Genomic DNA, 23,594 nt, shown 5'->3' on the forward strand with positions numbered 1-23,594 from the left:
GTTAAAATCCTCCTAAAATCGTTACAGTATTATTAGTTCTTTTGTAGAATGTGTAAGTGCTTCGTTATGGTCTTTTGTAATCAACGTATCATCTTCAATTCGAACACCGCCGAGACCTGGGATATAAATGCCCGGTTCACATGTTACCACCATGCCAGGTTCTAAAACGACATCTGATTTCATCGACAATCCTGGACCCTCGTGAATCTCAAGTCCTATTCCGTGTCCAGTTGAATGTCCAAAGTATTCACCATAACCTTTTTCTGTTATGTAATCTCGTGTGATTGCATCTGCTTCTTTACCGGTCAATCCTGGTTTGATTCCCGCCATCCCACGTAATTGGGCTTCAAGAACAATTTCATAAATCTCTTTAAGCTTGGCATTCGGCTCACCAACTGCCACGGTTCTTGTAATATCAGATACATAACCATTGTAATAACATCCATAATCCATTGTTACAATATCTCCAGCCTCAATAACTTTGTCACTTGCTACACCATGAGGAAGTGCAGAGCGATGACCTGAAGCAACAATCGTATCAAATGAAGAAGATGTAGCACCAGCTCTTCTCATAAAAAACTCTAACTCATTCGATACTTCTAATTCCGTTTTTCCTGGACGAATGAAGTCTAAAATATGTTTAAATGCAGCATCCGCGATATCAGCTGCCACCTTTAATATCTTAAGCTCTGAATCCGTCTTTATCAAGCGTAACTTTTCAATTACTCCGGAAATTGGTACTAGTTCAGCTTCCAATTCCTTATCATATAATTTAAAAGAAGAAAACGTTAGAAAATCCGCTTCAAATCCAAGCTTTTGAATACCAAGTTTCTTTGCTTGGACCGCTACCTCCTCAGGGATAGATCCTGTAGTCTTTATAATCTCAAATCCCTGACATTGTTTAGCTGCTTGTTCAATATAGCGGAAATCTGTAAGAAACTGCGCTTTATCTGCACTAATTAATACAACACCTGCGGTACCAGTAAAGTTAGATATATACCTTCGATTAAATGGACTTGTGATCAAGATCCCATCTATTCCATGTGTTGAGAAATTAGATCTCAATTTTTCTATTTTTTCCATGATATTCTCCACTCTCCTTTTCAAATCAATGAGGACAAAAATATTTTATCATAACCTACCAAATCCGACTAATCGAAACTTAGGCTGATTCCTCTTTCTCTTGAACTTTATTATTTTGATACTCATAATTTATGGAATATCCAATAAAAATTCCATATACGATATATAAACAAACGGAAGTTATAATTGTATCCCTGTTTAAATCAAAGAAGGGCTTAATTCCCGGAAAGAGTGGATTAAGTAAGAAAAATACCACTGCAAACAATACAAGACCATACGCCAGACCAAACCAAAAACCTTTGAACTTTTTCAAGGCTGCATAGTAAATAAATGCAGCAACCACTGAACAAATTCCAATTAAAATGATGGAAATGAGTGTACCAAGCCATTCATACTTCCAATCGCCTAGCGCCCAGGGCTCCAGTAAGACAGTAGGACGAATTTCTGTAAAACTAAAATAGGAAGCAATCCAGCCAATTGTTCCCCAAAACAAGCCTCCAAATAACCCTGTCCAAAAGACCATTACCGGAAAGGACATGGGTTTAGGATAATTACTTAGTTTTTGCTCATTTGACATAATAACAACCTCCATTAACATTCTGCTTCTTTGCTGCCTTATTTGCCGTCCATCATTCATGTAATACTGTCCCTAAAACAATACAGGGTCAACAAAAAGCCATAATAAACTCCATTTTTTATTATGTCCTTAGGTATTCAATCCCTTGCATAAAAAAAAACTTTTTTAATTGGAAATATTATGTCATTCCTAGAGGTTTTTTTGTTTTTCTAGTAGAATAGAATTAAGTACATACAGATTTTTCTACTTCTGCTGTTGTGCAACTTTTGATTAGGTTGGTGTTATGTATATGTCTAGTTCGCAAAAACCCGTTTATGGCGGCCAAGCGGTTGTCGAAGGAGTTATGTTTGGCGGTAAGCATCATTATGTTACTGCGGTTCGCAGAAAGGATCAATCTGTAGAATATTTTCATTTGCCACGTAAAGCAAATCCTTATTTTACAATGTTAAAAAAAATCCCTTTTCTACGTGGGATTATTGCCATTATTGAGTCGAGTGCAAATGGATCAAAACATTTAAACTTTTCAACGGAAAGATTTGATGTTGACCCAAAAGAAGATGAAATCATAAAAGAAAAAGAAGTATCTAAATTAACCATGTATCTTGGTGTAGCAGCAATTGGTGTCATCTCATTTTTATTTGGTAAATTCGCTTTTACATTAATTCCAGTTTTTCTTGCCGTTTTAACAAAACCAATTTTCCCTTCTGATTTTGCTCAAGTGCTAGTGGAAGGCTTTTTTAAACTAATCTTACTAATAGCTTATATTTATTTTGTCTCCCTTACTCCATTGATAAAAAGAGTGTTTCAATATCACGGAGCTGAACATAAAGTAATTAATACGTTTGAAGCAGGTGTAGAGTTAACTGTAGAAAATGTGCAGGCACATTCTCGACTCCATTACCGCTGTGGGAGCAGTTTCATTTTATTTACTGTAATTGTAGGTGTTTTTGTTTACATGTTTGTACCTACTACTCCGCTTTGGTTACGGGTTGTCGACCGACTCCTTTTAATCCCGGTTGTTCTAGGAATCGCCTTTGAAATTCTTCAAGTGACAAACAAACTCAGAGATGTTCCTGTCTTGAAATATCTTGGGATACCTGGTCTTTGGCTTCAATTAATAACAACGAAGGAACCTCAAGATGACCAAGTGGAAGTGGCGATCCTTTCTTTTAACCGATTATTGAAAATGGAGAAAGAAACTGAGTTCTCCATAGAAAGTGAAGAAATTGTCTAAATCTTTGTTTTATCGTGTTTAAAAGATTATAAAAATGCTTAAGATGCTCTTAGGGAGGTGGCTTTCTTGAAAAATCGGACATTTGTTAATGTGGTTATTGGGGGACTTATTATTCTAGCATTACTTGGTGTTATTGGTACATTTACAGCTAATCCAGCCGGTTTCATTCAAAGTATAGCTGTCATGGCACTGGTTGTTTTAGTCGTTTATTTCCTAGTTCGAAAGTTTACCGGCTCAAGCCCTCAGAAAAAAGAGCAGCGGGCATTTCTAAAAGCAGCAAAAAAATCAAAAAAACGATTACAACAAAAGAGCGGGGAAGGAACTGTTAAGACTTCTTCTCTCGGAACGTTAGCCTCATTAAAGAAAAGCAACAAGACAAAAAAGAAATCTCCTGCACATTTGACCGTTATCGACGGCAAAAAGGGGAAAAAGAAAAATCGAGCGTCACTATAGGCGCTCGATTTTTTATATTTTTGGCTGTGTTAAACTAGTCTGTTGATTTCCGTTCCAGGCACTTCGCTTTCCGCGGGCGTGCCGGGGAGCCTCCTCGTCGCTGCGCTCCTGCGGGGTCTCCCCTGCCCCGTACTCCCGCAGGAGTCTTCGTGCCCTCCACTCCAATCAACAGGGTGCCAAAATCAACATTGTCCTTTAACACAGCCATATTTTTATGAACAAGCAGAAATATATCTTAATTAATACCCCCATGTTTTCAAAAATTGTTTCGCTTTTTCTTTTCCTAAATTAAATAATTCGTGTTTCTTTTCTTCTGTTAATGAAAATTCCGTAAATAAAACACCTTCAGTTGGGATAAAGATTATATTCTTTACATGTTTTTTGGAAATATACCTGGAATCGTGGGCATCTTTCATCGTTTCAAATAAGGCAGCAAATAATTGTACCGCATTTTTGATTTTATGTTTTTCATGCTCATATTCACTAGCATTTAATTTAATTCCGAGCACTGGTCTTACTTTTTGTACATTCTCTTGGTCAAAAAGCCACATTGGAAAATTGCTCAAAACTCCTCCGTCAACTAATACATTCATACCGTCCATTGAACGCATTTTTACTGGCTCAAAAAAATATGGGATACTGCAGCTAATTCTTATCGCTTTAGCAATGGAAAAGGAACCGGGTGAGATGCCATACTTCTGTAAGTCGTCTGGTAAAACAATCATTCGCCCATTTGAAAGGTCTGAAGCGATGACCCTAAGGGCCTGAGGGGGTAAATCTGCAAATGTTTTTAACCCTTTAGCCTCAAGTTTTTCACAAAGCCATTTTTCAAGCTCGTTTCCCTTATAAAGACCCAGCCTCCAATAGACAAACAGCCATTTAGCAAATGGGAATGGAATGATTGTTTTTCGGGTATCCAGTAGTTTTGAAAGATCTAATTCGTCGACCAGTTGGAAAATTTCTTTACTGGTATAACCGGCGGCTATTAATGCAGCAACGATGGATCCTGCACTTGTTCCTGCCAACCTTACAAATCGCAAACCTTTATCTTCTATTTCTGCACAGGCTCCAATTAAGGCAAACCCTTTTATTCCTCCTCCGGAAAAAACGCCGTCTATAAACATGGCAGTCACTCCTAAAGATGAAGTTATTTTTACATCTTTAAGCAGTTGCATTCATAAATAGTACGGTAGACAAGCAAAAAAATTTGTAAATAAAAAAGAACATCGTCTCTGCACGATGTTCTTGGTTTATTAATGAGGTTGAAACCGCTTAACTATTCATTAAAATCTTTTTGCTCCAATAAATCTTGGCTTCCAATAACTGTTGCTTGTAGATGCGATGGAAACTCCCTTTGAAGATGCAGATTGAATCATTTTTCCGCCACCTATGTATATCGCAACATGACTAGGCCTGCTTGCCTTATTCTGTGCAAAGAACATTAAGTCCCCAACTCTTAGAGATTTAACTTTGTATCCTTTTTTGTAGTACATTTCAGCTGCCGTCCTTGGCAATACTTTACCAGCCTTACCATAAGAATATTTAACCAAACCTGAGCAGTCAAACCCTCTTGGTGATAACCCGCCCCATCGATATGGAACTCCGAGATTTGCTTTTGCAACTTTGATTGCTTTTGTATGATAAGAGGCCGCTTCCGCTTTATCACCCATAGTGGTAAACAATGAACTAAGAATAATTGTCATAGCTACGGCTGCAATGATTTTTTTCAACATCTTGTTTAATCCCCCTGTGTGCTTCGATACTATTAATATACAAAAAAAGAGTAACATCGAAGTAACAGGTAGATTACAGATATATTACAATTTTCGACTTTATTCTAAAAATTCTAGTAAATATTCATTTGAATTGTAGTAAATTTCATATTAGTTATCAGATTTATCGACATTTATCACGCAAAAAAATGGGGGAAACTCTTCCCCCATTAATTACTCACAAATTATAAACCACATTTCAATTGGGCTCCGCAGTTGGTACACGTGTTGCAGCCGCCCATTTCTTTTACCTTACCGGTACGGCACACCGGGCATGTGTTTCCTACTTCTGATCCGATGGTCACACTTGTTGAACGAAGTTCACTGATTGTATCAACAAGGACCACATGCTGTTTTGGTTGTTCATTAAAAATGGATAATTGTTCATTGGTGTTTTCTTCTGCTTTCAGTGTTAGTACCTGTGAATCACGTGAGCCATCAACATAAACAGTTCCACCTTTTGCTCCGCCACGATATAAACGCTGGTATACTTTTTCAACCTGTTCTACGCTATACCCTTTTGGTGCGTTGACTGTTTTACTAATGGAACTGTCGATCCAGCGCTGGATGACACATTGAACATCTGCATGTGCTTCTGTCGTAAGTTCCATCGCAGTAACAAACCAATGTGGAAGATTGTTTTCATCCGCTTCAGGGTGCTTATCAAGGTATTCTTTCACGATATCCGCTTTGACTTCGATAAATTTACCAAGACGTCCGCTGCGGAAATAAGAGAATGAGAAATAAGGCTCTAAGCCGGTGGAGACTCCAACCATTGTTCCAGTGGATCCCGTGGGAGCAACCGTTAGTAAATGAGAGTTCCTAATTCCACTTTCTAAAATAGATTGGCGGATATCTTCAGGCATTTTCTTCATATACCCTGTATCGATGAAAGCTTGACGTAATCGATTAGTTTCACCTGTTGTTTTCCCAGTTAAGAATGGGAAACTTCCTTTTTCTTTCGCCAATTCAATTGAAGTTCTGTATGCAGTAGTTGCAATTACTTCAAAAACTTGATCGACTAGTTCGTTTCCTTCTGGTGATCCATACTTTGTTTCACAATATATCAGCATGTCATGCAAGCCCATTACTCCAAGCCCTACACGTCGCTCACCAAGTGCCTGCTTTTTATTTTCTTCAAGAAAGTATGGTGTTGCATTGATGACATTATCCTGCATCCGAACTCCTACGGCTACTGTTCGCTTAAGCTTTTCAAAATCGATCGTCTTTGTTTCTTTATCAGCCATTTCCGCCAAGTTGACTGCTGCAAGGTTACAGACGGAAAATGGTGCAAGTGGTTGTTCCCCACATGGGTTTGTTGCAACTACCTGTTGGCCATATGCTTTTGCATTGGTCATGTCGTTGGCATTGTCGATAAAAAATATTCCTGGTTCTGCTGAGTAGGTAGCACAAATATTGATAAGGTTCCATAGTTCTTTTGCTTTGAACTTTTTGTACACCCGTACTTTATGTCCAAGTTTTTCCCACTCGCGGACATCTCCCACTTTATGCCATTCTTCATTATAAATCTTCATTTCTTCTTGATCATAGTGTTCAACATATGGGAAGCGCAGTTCGTAATCACTATCGTTTTCAACAGCTTCCATAAATTCCTTTGTTAAACAAACAGAAATATTTGCACCAGTAAGGAACTCAGAATTGTGTACCGTGTAGTTACCACCGGTTAATAATTTCTCTTCTGCATCAGCAATGATTTTTTCATCAAATCCACCGAAACCTTGAATGTTTTTATAATTTACAATTCCTTGGTACATTGCAGTTTCACTTAGAGTTAGAGGGGTAAACTTTAATTTATCTTTTGCAAGTTTTTTGATCGTATCATCATTTGTATTTTCAATTAAGAATCGTAGAATTCTAGGATTTTGCATCTTAGAGATAATAAATTCAATAATGTCTGGATGCCAGTCTGCTAACATGATCATCTGAGCTCCACGTCTTGATCCACCCTGCTCAACCAAATGTGTCAACTTCGCAATATCATCCAACCATGAAACCGAACCAGATGATTTACCATTTACGCCTCTGGCCAGTGTATTACGCGGTCTCAATGTTGAGCCATTTGTACCAACTCCGCCGCCACGGCTCATAATCTCCATCACCTGCTTACGATGGTCAGAGATACCCTCACGTGAGTCTGGGACAAAAGGCATAACATAGCAATTGAAGTAAGTAACATCGGTATCTGCCCCAGCACCGTAAAGAACGCGGCCTGCAGGAATGAAGTTCATGTTTACAAGTTCTTGATAAAACCGTTCTGTCCATTCTCTTCGCTTCTCTTCCGTTTCTTCGACAGAGGCCAGACCAGTAGCATTACGCTTCGCAATTTGCTCGTAGAACAGCTCTAACGGCTTTTCAATCACATCTAATGACCTAATAATCACACCTGTGCTAGCTTCTTCAGGATCATCGAGTACTCCTCTAAACTCCTCTTCCACTAAAACTTTTGCTTTTTTCTTTTCCCAATCGATTTCCTGGATATAGCCAAGGCCGCGTGCTGGAAATTTCGGATCTTCTTTTATAGTTAAAACAACGAAGTCGTCGTTAGAAAGGGTAATTTTTGCAGTGTCTTTAAAGGTATAGCGGTCCAACATTACCAAACGAGAAACACCTTTGTGAGTTATTTTCATATCTGGGGTAACTGGATGCACCTGGGGGAATAAGCGGATATCCTCATTCAACCTTTCAAAATCAATATTCATTGTATGTCTAAAAACTACAGACATGAGAACAACTCCTTCATGTTAATATCTACCTATTGTGCTAAATCTAGCAGTATTGCGCTATATCTAGTTGGTTTGTATTTTTAGGTTATCATAGGCACCTAGAATAAATCAACTAAATATCAATATATAGTACCGAAAATATTTTCGACACCACTATATATTGTAAATCAAACAAACAAGATTCTTTTTGTCAAACTCAAAAAATAATATAATTAATAGTAATCAATAGCAATAATAAGATTTTCGTCATAAAACAGGAAAATTCAACAAAATTCGCAGGTTGCTTATTTTGCTTAAATAACAAAGAAGCGACGTGTGCCGCTTCCAATTATCTCTTATAATTCCATTCATCATTCTCATAGCGCTCTTTTGCAATCTTATTAACGTAGGCTAGCTCTTGTTCATTTAATTGATAAGGCTCTAGTTCAACATTTAGACCTTCCGCAAAGCCCTTATAAAAAGCTTCCTTTGCTTCCTCAAGAGAAATTCTCCTCGGACTAATAGCGTTGATAGCAACCGCTTTATCCTTAAAGGCTTTCCTCATTCGTTCCTTTACCCTTTCACTAGGATATTTAAATAAACTAAATAATTTATCCTCATCTAAATCCAACAATATGGATCCATGCTGTAATATGACTCCCTTTTGCCTTGTTTGTGCACTGCCAGCTACCTTTCTGCCTTCGACCACAAGCTCATACCAACTTGGGGCATCAAAGCAAACAGCAGATCGAGGGTTTTTTAATGCATCTCTTTCCTCCGCTGTTTTTGGGACAGCAAAGTATGCCTCAAGTCCTAAATGGTGAAATCCTTTTAAAATACCTTCAGATATCACACGATAGGCTTCTGTCACTGAATTTGGCATTTCTGGATGGTCTTCAGAAACGATTACACTGTACGTAAGCTCGTGTTCATGAAGTACTCCACGGCCGCCTGTAGGTCTCCTGACAAAACCTAATTGATGAGCCTTAACCGCCTCCATATCAATTTCCTTTTCCACTTTTTGAAAATATCCTACTGACAGGGTTGCTGGATTCCAGCCATAGAATCGAATCACTGGAGGAATTTTCCCCTCACTATGCCAATCGAGCAGCGCCTCATCTAAAGCCATATTAAAAGATGGTGAACTATTTCCAGTATCAATAAAACGCCAAACTTCTTTTTTCATTATAATGACCTCATTTTTTATATTATTACGAGTTTAAGTCTACCAAAATCTGATATAGATTCAAAATAAGATGTTTCTGCTATAATTAATTTAGGAAGTTTTGAAAAGATTTTTTAGCATTCATCTTTATCTTTATGAGATTGGCTTATATAATAAACTAGTGCAGGAAAGCTTGAAAGGAGCAAAAAGAAATTGAGTTCACTTTATCCCTTATTAATTATCATTGCAGCAGTTATCATCTATTCCGTTTTCACCTATTTCTATCAGAAAAGGATTGTTAAAACGGTAACAGAAGAAGAATTCCGTGCGGGATACAGAAAGGCACAACTAATAGATGTTCGTGAAGCAAACGAATTCGAAGGCGGCCATATTTTAGGATCACGTAATATCCCCATGTCACAAATGAAAATGCGCATGAAAGAAATTCGACCTGATATGCCGGTATATTTATACTGCCAAAGTGGGATGCGCAGCGCCCGTGCAGCACAATTCTTACACCGAAAAGGTTACCGGGATCTAACCCAACTACAAGGCGGGTTTAAAAAATGGTCTGGTAAAGTTAAAACGAAGAAATAATGAGATAAACAAGGTTCCGTATTTCGGGGCCTTTTTTATTTTGGCTGTGTTAAAGGTTAATGTTGATTTTGGCACTCTGATGATTGGAGTGGAGGGCGCGAAGACTCCTGCGGGAGTACGGGGCTGGGGAGACCCCACAGGTGCTGAAAGCGCCGAGGAGGCTCCCCGCAACGCCCGCGGAAAGCGAAGCGCCTGGAACGGAAATCAACAGACAAGTTTAACACAGCCTTTATATAAAAAATAGAGAAGGTCAGATTCCATTTTCGAATCTGACCTTTCTAATATTTAAGCTTTTTGATATTTTAAGACTGGCTTACGAGCAGCTTTTGTTTCATCCATACGGCCGACCACAGTTGTATGTGGGGCTTCTTGAACGATTTCTGGATTTTCCTCAGCTTCTTTAGCAATTTGGATCATAATATCGATGAATGAATCTAATGTCTCTTTTGATTCGGTTTCTGTCGGTTCAATCATGATACATTCTTCTACATTCAACGGGAAGTAAATGGTTGGCGGATGATAGCCAAAATCGAGCAGTCGTTTCGCAATATCTAATGTGCGGACACCTAATTTCTTCTGACGTCTTCCGCTAAGGACAAATTCATGCTTACAATGACGATCAAATGGTAGATCGTAATATTCAGCAAGCCTTCTCATCATGTAGTTCGCGTTTAGTACAGCATACTCTGTTACTGCTTTTAATCCATCCGGACCCATCGAGCGAATATATGTGTACGCACGAACATTAATGCCAAAGTTTCCGTAATATGGCTTCACACGACCAATTGACAGTGGGCGATCATAATCAAGAACAAACTCATCGCCTTGTTTTGTGATAATTGGTTTAGGCAGGAACGGAATCAAATCTGCTTTGACACCGACTGGGCCAGAACCAGGACCGCCGCCACCGTGTGGGCCTGTAAACGTTTTATGAAGGTTTAAGTGAACCACATCAAACCCCATATCTCCCGGACGTGCTTTTGAAAGAACCGCATTTAAGTTAGCTCCATCATAATAAAGCTTTCCACCTGCTTCATGAACAATTTCAGCTAATTCAAGAATGTTTTCTTCAAATAAACCAAGCGTATTCGGATTGGTTAACATTAGTGCTGCAGTATCTTCACCAACCACTCTTCTTAAATCTTCAAGGTCAACTAGACCATGTTCATTGGATTTAACGGTAATGGTTTCTAAACCTGCAATTGTTGCTGATGCTGGATTTGTCCCGTGTGCGGAATCAGGAACAATAACTTTTGTACGTTTCATATCACCGTTGGCTTCATGGTAAGCACGGATCATCATTAAACCGGTCCATTCCCCATGTGCTCCAGCTGCTGGCTGCAGAGTCACTTCATCCATCCCGGTAATTTCAATTAAATGCTCCTGCAAATCATATAAAAGTTCAAGTGCACCTTGTACAGAACTTTCATCTTGCAGCGGATGGACATGTGCAAAGCCGTTAAAGCGTGCTACATTTTCATTAATTTTTGGATTATATTTCATTGTACAAGAGCCGAGTGGATAAAATCCTGAATCAACACCATGATTTCTTTTTGATAGTGCCGTGTAGTGGCGCATAATATCAAGTTCTGAAACCTCAGGAAGTTCTGGCTCTTCCGTACGAATATAACCATCAGGAAGAAGTCCATTGAGATCTAGCTCTGGTACATCCATTTCTGGCAGACTATAACCGATGCGGCCTGGTGTGCTAAGTTCAAAAATGAGTGCCTGGTCTTGATTATGCATGGAAATCCCCCAATTCTTTCACTAGAGTATCAATTTCTTCCTTAGAGCGTTGTTCTGTTACAGCAATCAGCATATGGTTAACAAGATCTGGATAATCACGACCCAAATCATAGCCGCCAATAATTGCTTTTTGTAAAAGCTGTTGATTAATTTCTTTGACAGGTTTATTTAATTTTACAACGAATTCGTTGAATGAATGACCATCATATACCACTTCAAAGCCAGCTTCCTTAAATGCATTTTTTGCATAATGAGCCTTTTGTAAGTTGGCAGCCGCCATCTCACGTACACCCTTTTTACCTAAAGCTGTCATTGCCACAGATGCTGCAAGGGCATTTAAAGCTTGGTTGGAACAAATATTTGATGTCGCCTTATCACGACGGATATGCTGTTCACGAGCTTGCAAGGTTAAAACAAACCCACGACGGCCTTGGTCATCTGTCGTCTGTCCAACAAGACGTCCAGGAACTTTTCTCATCAACTTAGTAGTAACTGCGAAATAGCCGCAATGAGGGCCGCCAAAAGCGGTTGGAATTCCAAATGGCTGGGCATCACCAATAACAATGTCAGCACCAAATTTACCTGGAGGTGTTAACACCCCAAGGGATAATGGATTGCTTGAAACTACAAACATGGACTTATTTGCGTGGATAATTTCTTCCAGCTCTTTTAAAGGCTCGATTCGTCCAAGGAAGTTTGGATATTGGACAATAACAGCTGCAACATCCTCATTTACGAGCCCTTTTAATGCTTCTAGATCCGTAACTCCATCTTTCACAGGTACTTCGACCACATTGAGGTACTGACCCTTTGCATATGTTTTAAGAACATCGCGTGCTTCAGGATGTACGGCACTAGAGACTATAATTGTTTTTCTTTTTGTATGGCCCGCACTAAGCATTGCTGCTTCAGCAAGTGCTGTTCCGCCATCATACATAGAGGAATTGGCCACATCCATGCCAGTTAATTCACAAATCATCGTTTGAAATTCAAAGATTGCTTGAAGTTCACCTTGAGATATTTCTGGTTGATATGGTGTATAAGCTGTATAAAATTCTGATCTAGAAATAACATGGTCGACAATAACAGGCATGTAATGGTCATATACACCTGCACCAATAAAAGAAACATTTCTTTTTAGGTCAGCGTTCCTGCTAGCCATATTAAACAGTTCTTTCATTAAGGCTGTTTCAGACTTAGCTGCTTTGATATTGTATTCACCCTTAAATTTTACTTTTTCAGGGATATCGCTAAACAGTTCATCAATAGAGGAAACACCAATTGCCTCGAGCATAGCATTCTTATCTTGTTCAGTCATAGGTAAATAGCGATGTTTCATAAAACTAACTCCCTTCTGTTATTTCTTTTCTCTTTTATAAAAAGGTGTTGGAACGACAGTAGCCTTTAAGCGTTTACCGCGAATCTCCACTTCAACAACGGATTCAAGCCCTGTAAATTCCGAATTAATTAGAGCAAGACCAATATTTTTCTTTAAAGTTGGTGATTGAGTGCCTGTTGTAACCTCACCAATTAACTGATCCCCACTATATACTGGGTATCCATGACGTGGAATCCCACGATCAATCATTTCAATTCCTACCAATTTTCTTGGTAAGCCCTTTTCCTTTTGTTGGATTAATGCTTCTTTCCCAATAAAATCAACTTCCTTGGATAATTTCACGGCAAAGCCAATCCCTGCTTCTAGTGGTGAAATTTCTGCAGAAAGTTCTTGGCCATAAAGTGCTAATACTGCTTCAAAACGCAGTGTATCGCGGGCACCTAATCCAACAGGAATTACTCCGTCTTCCTTACCTGCTGCTAAAATATCTTTCCAAAGATCAACTGCATCCTCTGCATCACAATATACTTCAAAACCATCTTCACCGGTATATCCTGTTCTTGATACTAAGGATTTTTTCCCATTAAGTATTACTTCTTGCTGGAATTTGAAAAAACCAATCCCACTCAAATCCGTATTCCCAGCGAGCTTTTGCAGTACTTTTTCTGCAAGTGGTCCTTGAAGGGCAAGCTGCGCTGTTTTTTCTGATAAGTTTTCTAAAGTAACATCTCCAGTTACATGGTCTTCAAGCCACTTATAATCTTTTTCAATATTTGATGCATTAACAACTAACAGGTAATGATTGTCCTCAATTTTATATACAAGAAGGTCATCGACAGTACCGCCATTTTCATAACACATGGCCGTGTACTGGGCACCGCCATTTTTAATTTTTGAAATGTCATTTGTCATCATTTTTTGTAAAAAATCCAAGCTATTCTTGCCTTTTACTTCCACTTCACCCATATGGGAAACATCAAATAATCCTGCACGTGTGCGAACAGCTTCATGCTCTTCTTTAATGCTGGAAAATTGAACTGGCAGCTCCCAACCACCGAAATCAATGGTTTTTCCTCCCCATTCCTTATACACATCAAAAAGCGGAGTTCGTTTTAATTCAGACATTCTTAATCCCCCTTCAATCTTTGGCACATACTATTCTTAGGATAACCATAAAAAAGGACAGAAACCTCCCATGTAAAATTAGGAAGGTCTCTGTCCTTGCACCTGAAAGTTTACCTTTAAAGGCTTTCCCCTTTGGTGGCTGTAAATGTCTAATCAGCACTCTCCAGAGCTGCGTCAAACAAGAGTTCTTTTGCCTGAGAGATTCACATTTCTGCTTGCTCCTTCGGCGCTACAAAGGTAGTCTCTCCCCTTGTTATCATTCGCATTATAATATTATCCAAATTGGTCATACTAATTATACTTATAAAATAAATTACTTTATTAAAATATTTAAAACATTCAAGACTATAATCATCCTACCATTAAAATAATACATTGGGCAATAATTTTATTTGAAAGAATAAAGCTGGAAATTGTAAAAAAGGAGTTGACACCATGTCGATCGAAATTGAATTTGATTCCTCTTGGAAGGATGATTTTTTACATAGAATCGATAACGATGGTCCATGGGGGAATTGGGAGCTTTTTAAACTAGCAATTGGAGTAGAAAAACATCTCGTTGTTCCTGATTTCAACGGTTTATTGGCACCAAGTCATTTATCTAATTTAACCCCGCTTCCACACCAGCTCGAAACAGCGAAACAAGTAATTGAAAATATGAACGGAAAAGCTATCCTTGCTGATGAAGTTGGGCTCGGAAAAACAATTGAAGCTGGATTAATTCTAAAAGAATATATGATACGCGGATTGGTGAAAAAGGTATTAATCCTTGTCCCTGCTTCTTTAGTTACACAGTGGTCGACCGAGCTAAATAGCAAATTTTTCATTCCTGCTATATCACAAAGAAAAAGCTATGTGTGGGAACAGTGCGATGTCGTCGTATCCTCGATTGATACAGCAAAACGTAATCCACATCGCGACATTATCTACCAACAAGACTATGATCTCATCATCATTGATGAAGCACATAAACTAAAAAATAACAAAACAAAAAACTACGAATTTGTTCAAAATCTGAAAAAGAAATTTTGTTTATTGTTGACGGCAACACCGATTCAGAACCGAGTCGAGGAAATTTTCAATCTGGTTTCGTTATTAAAACCAGGACATTTAGGGAGCGAAACGGCATTCTATGAAAAATACAAGCGTGATGCACGATCCTTAAATGATGATGAACATTTAAAAGAATTAGTAAACAAGGTCATGATTCGGAATAGGCGGGCAGATACAGGAATCGAATGGACAAAACGGCATGTTGAGACGATTCCAATTGAATGTACCCCTGAGGAGAAAGATCTTTACGAGTCAATTACAAACTTAAAAAGTGAAGGGAATTGGGTACAAACTAGTTCATTCTCAGTCATGACGTTGCAGCGTGAGGCATGCAGCAGCAGAGAGGCCGTTTTTTATACATTAAAGAATATGCTGCAAAAAAAGGAAAATCCAACTCCAGCTTTCGAAGAACAAATTCAATATTTAATGAAAAAGGTCGAAGCTGTTCAGAAAAATTCCAAAGCGGAAAAAGCATTAGAGTTAATTCAAAAGGTAAATGATAAAGTGATTATTTTCACAGAATATCGAGCCACTCAAATGTACTTACAATGGTATTTAAAACAGCATGGAATAACATCTGTCCCTTTTCGCGGCGGGTTTAAGCGCGGGAAAAAGGACTGGATGAGAGAATTATTTCAAAAGCATGCACAAGTTCTAATTGCGACAGAAGCGGGCGGCGAAGGAATTAATCTTCAATTTTGCAACCATATAATTAATTTCGATTTGCCATGGAATCCAATGCGGCTAGAACAGCGGATTGGTCGTATTCATCGTCTTGGGCAGGAAAAAGATGTCATGATTTATAACTTTGCAATAAAAAACACGGTCGAGGAGCATATCTTAAAGCTTCTTTATGAAAAAATCCATTTATTCGAAAAAGTAATCGGCGAACTGGACGATATTTTAACAAAGTTGGAATTTGGCAATATTGAAGACCACTTAATAGATATATTCGGACAATCCTCTACTGAAGGGGAAATGCGCATAAAAATGGAAAACTTATCATCAATGATTGAATTTGCAGAATCGATGAAGAAAGGAGATTCCCATGCAGCAGCAGGAAATTCATAACTTTCTATTGACCTATTTTCAGGCTAATGATTGTGAAATTGTAGAGAATGGCCCTGGATATTTAATGGTTCAGTTAACAGTGGAACTTGACAAGGAATTAATGAACCGCCCTTTTTACTGGCATTATTTAGAAAAAACAGGCGGGATTCCAAATCCGATGAGGCTAACCTTTATCACGAATCAAGATGCAGCTCCTGAAAATATAAAAGGGGAAATCATTCATTTTGGTTCTCCTCGTCTACATCAAATTTTTGCTTCAACTAAGAAACTAGCCAGCTATATGCGGCTTTACGAAAATCATTGCCATCAGAACAGGCAGACCCCCTTGCTGCCATGGCTATGTATGAATGTTAAAATCTCATATCAATGTGATCGTAAGCGTGATATTTTTAAGTCCATCGGTTTACAACTCATAAACGGAACAATGGTCGAAGATTTCCATGACAGGCTTCTGCAAATACCGTTAACACCAAAAATTCCGGATTATTCCTTTACCTTATCACCATTAGTGAGGCCGCAGAGTGGGATGTCAAGGATAGAAGCGTATCTAACTTCCGTGATTGAGAAAGATGACCACTCCTGGGCTGAAGACGCAAGAAAACGCTGGGAGCAGGATTTACGACTCTTAAACCATTTTTATGAAGATGTCGAAGAAGAAAATGAAAACTTCGAAACGGAAAAACTAGCCCTAAAAGAGCAATACGAACCAAAAATATCCATATCCTTCATCAACGGAGGCCTCTTCTATCTAACCGACAAAGCCATATAAAGGCACAAAATGAGGGTGTCAGGCACCATGTGAAAATTTCACATGGTGCCTGACACCCTTAAAATATTTTGCTGAAAAAATAAAAATATTTTTTGAAAATAAAGAAGGATAAGCAGGAACGCTGTCGAATATTATCAAATGAAAAATATTAAAGGCGGTGGTACCTATTGTTAGCGCGATAGAAATCTTAGCAAATCGAATTATTGCCGATGCGGCAAGGAATCAGGCAACAGATATTCACATTATTCCAAGGAAGAATGACACACTCATTCAACTACGATTAACCAACAAACTCATTCCCCGACTATCCCTTCCTAAAGACGAATGCGACAGATTAATTTCACATTTTAAATTCACAGCCAATATGGATATCGGTGAAAGAAGACGGCCACAAAGCGGAGCATTTTTTTGTGAAGTTGGCGGACAATTAATGGGTTTAAGACTATCCACGCTTCCTTCTAATAACAGAGAGAGCCTTGTCATCCGGCTGCTCCCACAGCAAGAACAAATCCCTTTTCACCAACTCTCACTATTCCCGTCAATGACACGAAAACTACTTGCCCTTCTCAAACATGCTCATGGACTTATCATTTTCACCGGGCCAACTGGCAGCGGCAAAACAACTACACTTTATTCCCTTTTAAATGAAACAGCCCACCTATTTCACCGCAATGTCATCACGCTCGAGGATCCCATCGAAAAAAACTATGACTCCGTCCTGCAAATACAGGTCAATGAAAAAGCAGGCGTAACATATGCGACTGGTCTAAAGGCAATTCTGCGTCATGACCCAGACATTATTATGGTCGGTGAAATTCGCGATGCTGAGACGGCAAAAATCGCAGTAAGAGCTGCCTTAACAGGCCATCTTGTCCTCTCCACAATGCATACTCGCGACGCAAAGGGGGCAGTTTATCGCCTGCGAGAGTTTGGTGTGAATTGGTTAGAAGTTGAACAGACACTGATTGCCATTACTGCACAAAGATTGGTGGAACTCTCGTGCCCTTTTTGCGAGGGGGATTGCACACCTATTTGCTATTCCTATAACAGATGGAAACGCGCAAGTGTGTTTGAACTATTATCAGGAAGAAATTTACACGGGGTAATGAAGGCAGCCCAAGGTGATAAAATAAATACGCGTTACCGCACCTTAAAAGATGTAATAAACAAAGGTATTGCCCTTGGTTATATTCAAGAATCTGAATACGAGCGATTGGTGTATGATGATGAATCGTCATAAATGGACAGTGAATGAACAAGCAAATTTCTTAAGAAGAACTGGTGAACTTTTGGCAAGGGGATATCCAATTGCACTTGCAATTGAATCCATAGCATTACAATTACCCTCAAAACGAAAGGAGGAACTTAATGATTGTTTAGAAGAATTGAAAAAAGGTCTACCATTTCATGTTGCACTAAATAATCTTGGCTTCCAAAAAGATTTAGTCGGTTATGTCTATTTTGCCGAACAACATGGCTGCTTTGCGGATGCTCTGCTGGAGGGAAGTGAACTTGCATTACTTAAAGATAAAGATTTACACAAGCTTCTAAAACTGCTTCAGTATCCTGCTTTGCTCATTGTCATTACAGGATTTCTATTTATTTTCGTCGAAAATACATTACTCCCAAGGTTCACAAGTCTTTTTTCGTCCCTTGGTCTAGAAGCAAATTTTTTTATGAATGTCGTTTACGCTTTCGATCGTTATTTTCCAATCGTGATCGGCATCTTGCTTTTTACTCTATCATTGGGAGCAATGTATTATTTGCTGATATTTCGAAAGCTCACCGTCCTAAAACAAAGGGCACATCTAGTTCGCATCCCAATTGTTGGCAGGATCCTCAAATTACTATTCACTCACTACTTTTCCATTCAACTAAGCTTCTTACTTTCCGGTGGATTATCGGTTTCTGAAGCACTACTACTTTTTGAACAGAATCTCAGACATCCTTTTTACAGTCACTTAGCTGCTGCAATTAAATGTAAGCTAATTACCGGAGAAAGATTAGAGTCAATTTTGGCAACGATGTCATACTTCGAAAAAGAATTTCCGATGATTGTAAAACATGGACAAGAGAATGGAAAGTTGGAGCAGGAACTGCTATTTTTCAGCAAGCACTGTATCACAAACATGGAAGAAATGATTCAAAAACGCTTAGCAACTATTCAACCTATTCTTTACATCATTATTGGATTTCTTGTCGTGTCAATGTATTTAGCTATTCTTTTACCCATGTTTCACCTGCTTGATGGTATTTAAAAAAATTGGAGGTTAGTTAGAATGATAAAAAATGAAAAAGGTTTTACATTAATAGAAATGATGATTGTTATGCTAGTAATCTCAGTACTGTTAATTATTACAATTCCTAACGTTGCTAAACATAATTCAAATATCAACAATAAAGGATGTGAGGCCTACGTGAAAATGGTCCAGGCTCAAGTTCAAGCATATGAAATGGACAAAAACAAAATCCCCACAATTGCGGAACTAAAATCAGAAGGATATTTAAAGGAAGACTCAAAAGGTTGTCCGAATGGGAATACAGTTGCAATAGACGTTGATGGCAATGTAACTTCAACTGAAAGTAACTAATCCCCAATGAAAAACGATCAAAACGGCTTCACTTTAATTGAGTCCCTGTTAGTTCTCTCCATCTTCATGATTATCTCCTCAATTACAGTTTTCTCCTTAAAACCGCAGCACTCAGTCCTGGAGGATGAGGCCTTTTTAACCCAATTAAAAGCAGACCTATATTATTCACAACAATATGCTATCTCTCATCAACATGAAGTATCCGTTGTTATTCTTCCAACGCAGTTTAAGTATTACATGTTTTTGAGGACCGACATGCCGCCAATCCTCGTACGAAATTATTCAAGAAATATTTATCTTGCTGAAGCTTCCATACCCTTATATTTCAAATTCCTAAACGATGGAAATGTGAACCAGTTTGGTACCTTTCTCATCCAAACCAAAAATAAAACCTATCAAATGACCCTGTTAATCGGAAAGGGACGGTTTTATGTTAAGGAGTTCTAAAGGCTATTTTCTGCTTGAGCTTCTACTGTCCTTATCAGCATTGTTTATAATTAGTTCGTTTTTACTGCCATTATTGACCGAACTAAGAGAACAATCCCGGCAATTGGAATTAGAAAATATGTCTAGACAGTTGATGTACGAAGAATTACAAGCGAATTTAGTCAGTAATCAGGGAACATCAAATTCCACTTCTATTCAAAATGGAATTGAATTTCAAATCATATGGAAGGACAGTGAGATGGCTGGACAAAAGGAGGTGTGTGTGAGAGTTGAAAAAAATTCGTTCCTTCCTGAAGTTGAAGTTTGCGGGCTGCTTGAATGACGATGCCTTTACACTCATTGAAGTGCTTATTTCTTTTTCTATTTTCACAACAATTATTTTTTTTATGACACCATTATTCCAAATAATTCTTAATCATAAGGATACGGAGGCTTCTTTACAAGCAATGGAGTGGGATGTTTTTTCGAGCCAAATTAAAAAGGAGATTCGGCTTTCCAGTCGTGCAGAGGTGATCTCGAATCGCTTAATTCTAACAAAAGATGCGGAAACCATTCAGTATGAAAAATACGGAACGAACCTTAGGCGCCGTGTCAATTCAACTGGTCATGAAATACTCCTCCAAAATGTTTCACAGCATTCGTTCACGCTCTTAAATAATGCCGTCAAAATCGATGTAACTGACCTAAGGGGAAGAAAAAATTCAGTTACTGCTTTCTCCATGGGAAATTGGCTGAATGTCCCATGAAAAATAATGAGAGTGGCTTCACTTACCCACTAACCTTGTGCCTTCTAATCATTTTTTTATTATTTCTTTCGAGCCGAATTGAAGTATTTTTATCTGAAAGAAAAATTGCTCACGAAACGAATACCATCATGCTCGAGGAGTATTATTTCCTCTCATCAGTAAAAAAGATTGAATCGATTTATCAAAAGACTGGCATACTGCCTGCCAAAGGGACGCTGCCGTATGTAAAGGGAAACATAGATTACCAAACTGAAACACCCATAGGGTATATTCAAAAGGTCAATTTTACATTGCACCTCAATACTGATGGTATAACAGTTAACGGAAGGGGATATTTTGATACGCGGACCAAACGATTATCCAAATGGCTTGAATTGAAATAACTAAATATGGGCATACTTGTTCATGAAATTTAAAGGCAGGTGTATGTCCATGAAAACCAATGATTATGTAAAATTCATGACTCAAACGATTGTAAAATATGCAGATCAACCAAAGGATGAAAGGAAGCGTCTTCGTACCGAACGAAAAGAAACAAAAGCTTCTTTCTGGTATCGTTGGTTCGGTATACTTCCTTACATCCTCTATTTTGAAGTTAAAAAAAGGCGAAGAATGTAGCTTCTCTAAATGCCTTATTTTTCAAAAAATGATAATTTTACTGTTGACAAATGATTTTATAACCTAAAATTGCTTTCTTTTAACACATTGTTACAATATAAAGTCGCAAATTGTGAACATTTTCTAAACATACTGTGTTAACATTGTTAACCTCATTCCCATGTTAGAAGGGCTGTATTATAATGGAATAAATTATGGGGGTCCGAGGTGAACAATGATGGAACAAACATTAAAGATAACAAACGTTTTATCAGATCCAACGCGGTACTATATTTATCAATACATTACCAAACGTCATCAAGAAGTAACAGTACAAGAAGTGGCAGAAAACTTTAATATTCACCCAAATGTTGCACGATTACATTTATCAAAACTTGAAGATGTGAACATGTTAGTGTCTGAAACTAAGAAAACTGGTAAAGGCGGCAGACCGAGTAGATTGTATCGTCTCTCAGATGATGTAATACAGTTGCATTTCCCATTTCGTGACTACATGCTCTTATCTAAAGTCGCATTCCAAACCATGATTTCACTTGGAGAGATTGGTAAAAAAGCACTTTTCCATACTGGAAAGCGTTTCGGTGCAGAGCTGATTGAACAAGAAAAGGCAAAAAGGGCGTTTGGAGAGGAATTAGAATTTGACCAAAAGCTAACAATATTAAAAAGTGCGGCAACGCTTGCTGGTTTTTATCCTGAATTTGAAGCAAATGGCGATAAAACAAAAATCTATTTCCAAATTTTCAATTGCCCTTTCAAAGAAGTGGCAGAAGATCATTCGGAAACAGTTTGCAGTATGCACCATGAATTCTTAAAAGGAATGTTTGGAGCACTTTTTGAATCAGTTGAGTTAATTGAAAAAGATAATATTATTTCTGGTTGTGAAACTTGTTCTTATCAAGCGCTTGTAACAAACTAAATCGAAACCATTATTTACATTGTACCTCCTTTTACTTTATAATATTGTAATGATGGGATCGAAGGGTAAAAGGAGGGATACATATGGATCGCATGTTCAGAGTTTGTGGTTTCTGGACGGGCATTTTTACAGTAATGTTTTATCTTGGTGATATGGATAAGACGGCAATGTTATTCTTAGCCCAAACAGGTTTTTTCGTTCTGCTTAGCTATCTAAAACTATCCGAGCGCATGTATTTGTGGGTATTCGGAGCTTATTTAACAGTTTTCTTCGCAGGCTTCACTTATTGGACAACGTTCATGATGGTGCCTGGTGCAGGACATTAAGTAACCATTAGAAAAAAACGCCGGAAAATTCCGGCGTTTTTTCTTTATTCGCTGAAGAAATCTCTCCATTTTAATTTTAGCTCTTTTTGCTGGATAACCACATGAAAATAGGAACTAATTCCTGAAGGCATAATCAAACTGCGAATCGCTCGATTCCGTTTGCTTACCTCTGAAAAGGGATTGGGATTGTAATGGTTTGCTAATTCTTTCAGAATACCTGCCTGTAATAAAAACTCATCCTGTCTTAGCTTTGAAACAAGTTCTAAGTTTTCCTGTTCCCCTTTTTGAATTAGGTAATCAAAATGGATATGAGTGGTAATGTCCATTTCACCAGGGTTTTGCAAGATATCATCAATCATCTGATGCTGATAATAACCTCTCAAACTCCCCTTTACCCTTCTAGGGTCCATCCACTCTTCATTTGTATAACCATAATCAGCTGTTACTACAATCCCTTTTATCAATGCACGGGAGATTCCCTTTATCATCTCCACCATGGCTAACGGGACCTCCAACCGCTGCTTTTCCTTTAATTCAATCTGGCTTTCCTTTAAAAACAATTTGATATCAGTATTGGTTAAAGGTACCTTTTGTTCATACAGTTCATTATTTCGAATCCCTATCATAACTTCATGCAGTTCCTGATTTTCTTTTTCAATGACATGAACTGGTAATGCATCAAAGAGTTCGTTTGAAAAAATCATTCCTTCAAATGCGATAACTTCGTTGATGTTCTCCACTTGGACAATGGGAAAATCATCCATTAACAATTCCCGTTGCAGTTTTCGATGAAAAGGGCTGCTTTCAACAATAATATATGTTAAAGGCGTTTGAATCCTTTCTTTCCATTCCTGTAAAAACGCTTTGGCAAATCGTCCATTTCCAGCACCTATTTCACAAAATACAGGGTCAAGTTGTGAATTGGTACATATGTGAGAAAACCAAGTCGCCATCATTCTTCCATATATATCAGAAATATTACTTGTTGTTATGAAATCACCTTGCCGCCCAATTTTTTGTTTATCCTTCATATAATAGCCAAATTCAGGATGATACAATGCTGAGCCAATGTATTTTTCATAGGAAATTAACTCATTGGGAGAAGTTGAAATTAATGTTCTAAAAAATGTGTCCATATATACTCCTTTTCAAATAAACACTATTGACACAGTGAAAACTTTATAATATTGTAAGGATAGTAGCTTAAACTTTATCCCCTCCCATATTAGAATAGAATATCCCC

At 38.1% G+C, this 23,594-nt stretch carries 25 protein-coding genes and 1 riboswitch; of the genes, 15 read left to right on the forward strand and 10 right to left on the reverse strand.

The annotated features are described in order from the left end of the window. Positions 1-21 precede the first annotated feature (21 nt). On the reverse strand, positions 22-1,083 hold the full coding sequence (locus tag AC4QJR_RS20445; protein ID WP_496524015.1) for a M24 family metallopeptidase: 1,062 nt from the start codon (positions 1,081-1,083) through the stop codon (positions 22-24). A 79-nt stretch (positions 1,084-1,162) separates the two neighbouring features. Beyond that, positions 1,163-1,660: a YqhR family membrane protein gene (locus AC4QJR_RS20450; RefSeq protein ID WP_496524016.1), complete on the reverse strand. Its 498-nt coding sequence runs from the start codon at positions 1,658-1,660 to the stop codon at positions 1,163-1,165. Positions 1,661-1,949: 289 nt separating this feature from the next. On the opposite strand from AC4QJR_RS20450, the gene AC4QJR_RS20455 reads away from it, so the two are divergent. Further along, positions 1,950-2,894, forward strand: a complete 945-nt coding sequence (locus AC4QJR_RS20455) for a DUF1385 domain-containing protein (RefSeq protein ID WP_251457229.1) — start codon at positions 1,950-1,952, stop codon at positions 2,892-2,894. A gap of 57 nt (positions 2,895-2,951) precedes the next feature. After that, positions 2,952-3,347 (forward strand): SA1362 family protein, encoded by a 396-nt coding sequence (locus AC4QJR_RS20460; RefSeq protein WP_306460572.1) that lies wholly within the window; start codon positions 2,952-2,954, stop codon positions 3,345-3,347. A 239-nt stretch (positions 3,348-3,586) separates the two neighbouring features. Here the strand turns inward: AC4QJR_RS20460 and AC4QJR_RS20465 are convergent, their stop codons facing one another. The 4 genes from AC4QJR_RS20465 to AC4QJR_RS20480 all read right to left on the reverse strand — a co-directional run bounded on the left by AC4QJR_RS20465 (position 3,587) and on the right by AC4QJR_RS20480 (position 9,028). Next, positions 3,587-4,471, reverse strand: coding sequence for a patatin-like phospholipase family protein (locus AC4QJR_RS20465; protein ID WP_251457231.1), 885 nt, complete (start codon positions 4,469-4,471; stop codon positions 3,587-3,589). A 159-nt stretch (positions 4,472-4,630) separates the two neighbouring features. Continuing rightward, positions 4,631-5,080: a C40 family peptidase gene (locus tag AC4QJR_RS20470; protein ID WP_496524017.1), complete on the reverse strand. Its 450-nt coding sequence runs from the start codon at positions 5,078-5,080 to the stop codon at positions 4,631-4,633. A gap of 224 nt (positions 5,081-5,304) precedes the next feature. Further along, positions 5,305-7,863 (reverse strand): vitamin B12-dependent ribonucleotide reductase, encoded by a 2,559-nt coding sequence (locus tag AC4QJR_RS20475; RefSeq protein ID WP_496524018.1) that lies wholly within the window; start codon positions 7,861-7,863, stop codon positions 5,305-5,307. 328 nt (positions 7,864-8,191) lie between these two features. Continuing rightward, positions 8,192-9,028, reverse strand: a complete 837-nt coding sequence (locus AC4QJR_RS20480) for a lipoate--protein ligase family protein (protein ID WP_251457238.1) — start codon at positions 9,026-9,028, stop codon at positions 8,192-8,194. Positions 9,029-9,220: 192 nt separating this feature from the next. On the opposite strand from AC4QJR_RS20480, the gene AC4QJR_RS20485 reads away from it, so the two are divergent. Further along, entirely contained in the window at positions 9,221-9,604 is a 384-nt protein-coding gene (locus AC4QJR_RS20485) for a rhodanese-like domain-containing protein (protein WP_098571143.1), read from the forward strand. Positions 9,605-9,889: 285 nt separating this feature from the next. On the opposite strand, the gene gcvPB is transcribed toward AC4QJR_RS20485, so the two are convergent. The 3 genes from gcvPB to gcvT are packed head-to-tail and all read right to left on the reverse strand — an operon-like array spanning position 9,890 to position 13,814. Then, a complete protein-coding gene (gcvPB, locus tag AC4QJR_RS20490; protein WP_251457244.1) occupies positions 9,890-11,350 on the reverse strand; it encodes an aminomethyl-transferring glycine dehydrogenase subunit GcvPB in 1,461 nt (486 codons plus the stop codon). Beyond that, positions 11,343-12,689, reverse strand: coding sequence for an aminomethyl-transferring glycine dehydrogenase subunit GcvPA (gene gcvPA, locus AC4QJR_RS20495; RefSeq protein WP_496524019.1), 1,347 nt, complete (start codon positions 12,687-12,689; stop codon positions 11,343-11,345). Before gcvPA ends, gcvPB begins: the two co-directional genes overlap by 8 nt. Before the next feature lie 18 nt (positions 12,690-12,707). Further along, the gene (gene gcvT, locus AC4QJR_RS20500) at positions 12,708-13,814 is read right to left on the reverse strand and encodes a glycine cleavage system aminomethyltransferase GcvT (RefSeq protein ID WP_375375640.1); all 1,107 of its coding nucleotides are present in this window, start codon (positions 13,812-13,814) and stop codon (positions 12,708-12,710) included. A 172-nt stretch (positions 13,815-13,986) separates the two neighbouring features. Then, a riboswitch (glycine riboswitch) is annotated at positions 13,987-14,074 on the reverse strand. Between the two features lie 175 nt (positions 14,075-14,249). Between gcvT and AC4QJR_RS20505 the strand changes: the two genes are divergently transcribed. From AC4QJR_RS20505 to AC4QJR_RS20560, 12 genes are all read left to right on the forward strand, one after another. Beyond that, on the forward strand, positions 14,250-15,938 hold the full coding sequence (locus AC4QJR_RS20505) for a DEAD/DEAH box helicase (protein WP_375375639.1): 1,689 nt from the start codon (positions 14,250-14,252) through the stop codon (positions 15,936-15,938). After that, on the forward strand, positions 15,916-16,707 hold the full coding sequence (locus tag AC4QJR_RS20510) for a YqhG family protein (RefSeq protein WP_496524020.1): 792 nt from the start codon (positions 15,916-15,918) through the stop codon (positions 16,705-16,707). Before AC4QJR_RS20505 ends, AC4QJR_RS20510 begins: the two co-directional genes overlap by 23 nt. A gap of 157 nt (positions 16,708-16,864) precedes the next feature. Next, positions 16,865-17,947, forward strand: a complete 1,083-nt coding sequence (comGA, locus tag AC4QJR_RS20515) for a competence type IV pilus ATPase ComGA (RefSeq protein ID WP_496524021.1) — start codon at positions 16,865-16,867, stop codon at positions 17,945-17,947. Further along, positions 17,928-18,965, forward strand: a complete 1,038-nt coding sequence (comGB, locus tag AC4QJR_RS20520; protein ID WP_496524022.1) for a competence type IV pilus assembly protein ComGB — start codon at positions 17,928-17,930, stop codon at positions 18,963-18,965. Before comGA ends, comGB begins: the two co-directional genes overlap by 20 nt. A gap of 21 nt (positions 18,966-18,986) precedes the next feature. Continuing rightward, entirely contained in the window at positions 18,987-19,298 is a 312-nt protein-coding gene (comGC, locus tag AC4QJR_RS20525; protein WP_251457255.1) for a competence type IV pilus major pilin ComGC, read from the forward strand. A gap of 6 nt (positions 19,299-19,304) precedes the next feature. Then, positions 19,305-19,745 carry a competence type IV pilus minor pilin ComGD gene (comGD, locus tag AC4QJR_RS20530; RefSeq protein ID WP_251457259.1) on the forward strand — a complete coding sequence of 147 codons (441 nt, stop codon included), beginning with the start codon at positions 19,305-19,307 and terminating at the stop codon, positions 19,743-19,745. Next, positions 19,729-20,067, forward strand: coding sequence for a hypothetical protein (locus AC4QJR_RS20535; RefSeq protein WP_251457262.1), 339 nt, complete (start codon positions 19,729-19,731; stop codon positions 20,065-20,067). The genes comGD and AC4QJR_RS20535 overlap by 17 nt, the downstream gene beginning before the upstream one ends. After that, entirely contained in the window at positions 20,015-20,491 is a 477-nt protein-coding gene (gene comGF, locus AC4QJR_RS20540; protein ID WP_496524023.1) for a competence type IV pilus minor pilin ComGF, read from the forward strand. Before AC4QJR_RS20535 ends, comGF begins: the two co-directional genes overlap by 53 nt. Further along, complete coding sequence (gene comGG, locus AC4QJR_RS20545) at positions 20,488-20,874, forward strand: competence type IV pilus minor pilin ComGG (RefSeq protein WP_251457266.1); 387 nt, start codon at positions 20,488-20,490, stop codon at positions 20,872-20,874. Before comGF ends, comGG begins: the two co-directional genes overlap by 4 nt. Before the next feature lie 49 nt (positions 20,875-20,923). Further along, entirely contained in the window at positions 20,924-21,109 is a 186-nt protein-coding gene (locus AC4QJR_RS20550) for a YqzE family protein (RefSeq protein ID WP_026563593.1), read from the forward strand. Positions 21,110-21,326: 217 nt separating this feature from the next. Next, positions 21,327-22,025 carry a helix-turn-helix transcriptional regulator gene (locus AC4QJR_RS20555; protein WP_098571130.1) on the forward strand — a complete coding sequence of 233 codons (699 nt, stop codon included), beginning with the start codon at positions 21,327-21,329 and terminating at the stop codon, positions 22,023-22,025. An 83-nt stretch (positions 22,026-22,108) separates the two neighbouring features. Then, positions 22,109-22,351, forward strand: a complete 243-nt coding sequence (locus AC4QJR_RS20560) for a DUF2626 domain-containing protein (RefSeq protein ID WP_088088969.1) — start codon at positions 22,109-22,111, stop codon at positions 22,349-22,351. A gap of 44 nt (positions 22,352-22,395) precedes the next feature. Here AC4QJR_RS20560 and AC4QJR_RS20565 read toward each other — a convergent pair whose 3' ends face one another. Continuing rightward, positions 22,396-23,487: a class I SAM-dependent methyltransferase gene (locus AC4QJR_RS20565; RefSeq protein WP_496524024.1), complete on the reverse strand. Its 1,092-nt coding sequence runs from the start codon at positions 23,485-23,487 to the stop codon at positions 22,396-22,398. Positions 23,488-23,594: the final 107 nt, after the last annotated feature.

The sequence above is a fragment of the Neobacillus sp. BP17 genome (genome assembly GCF_059579525.1).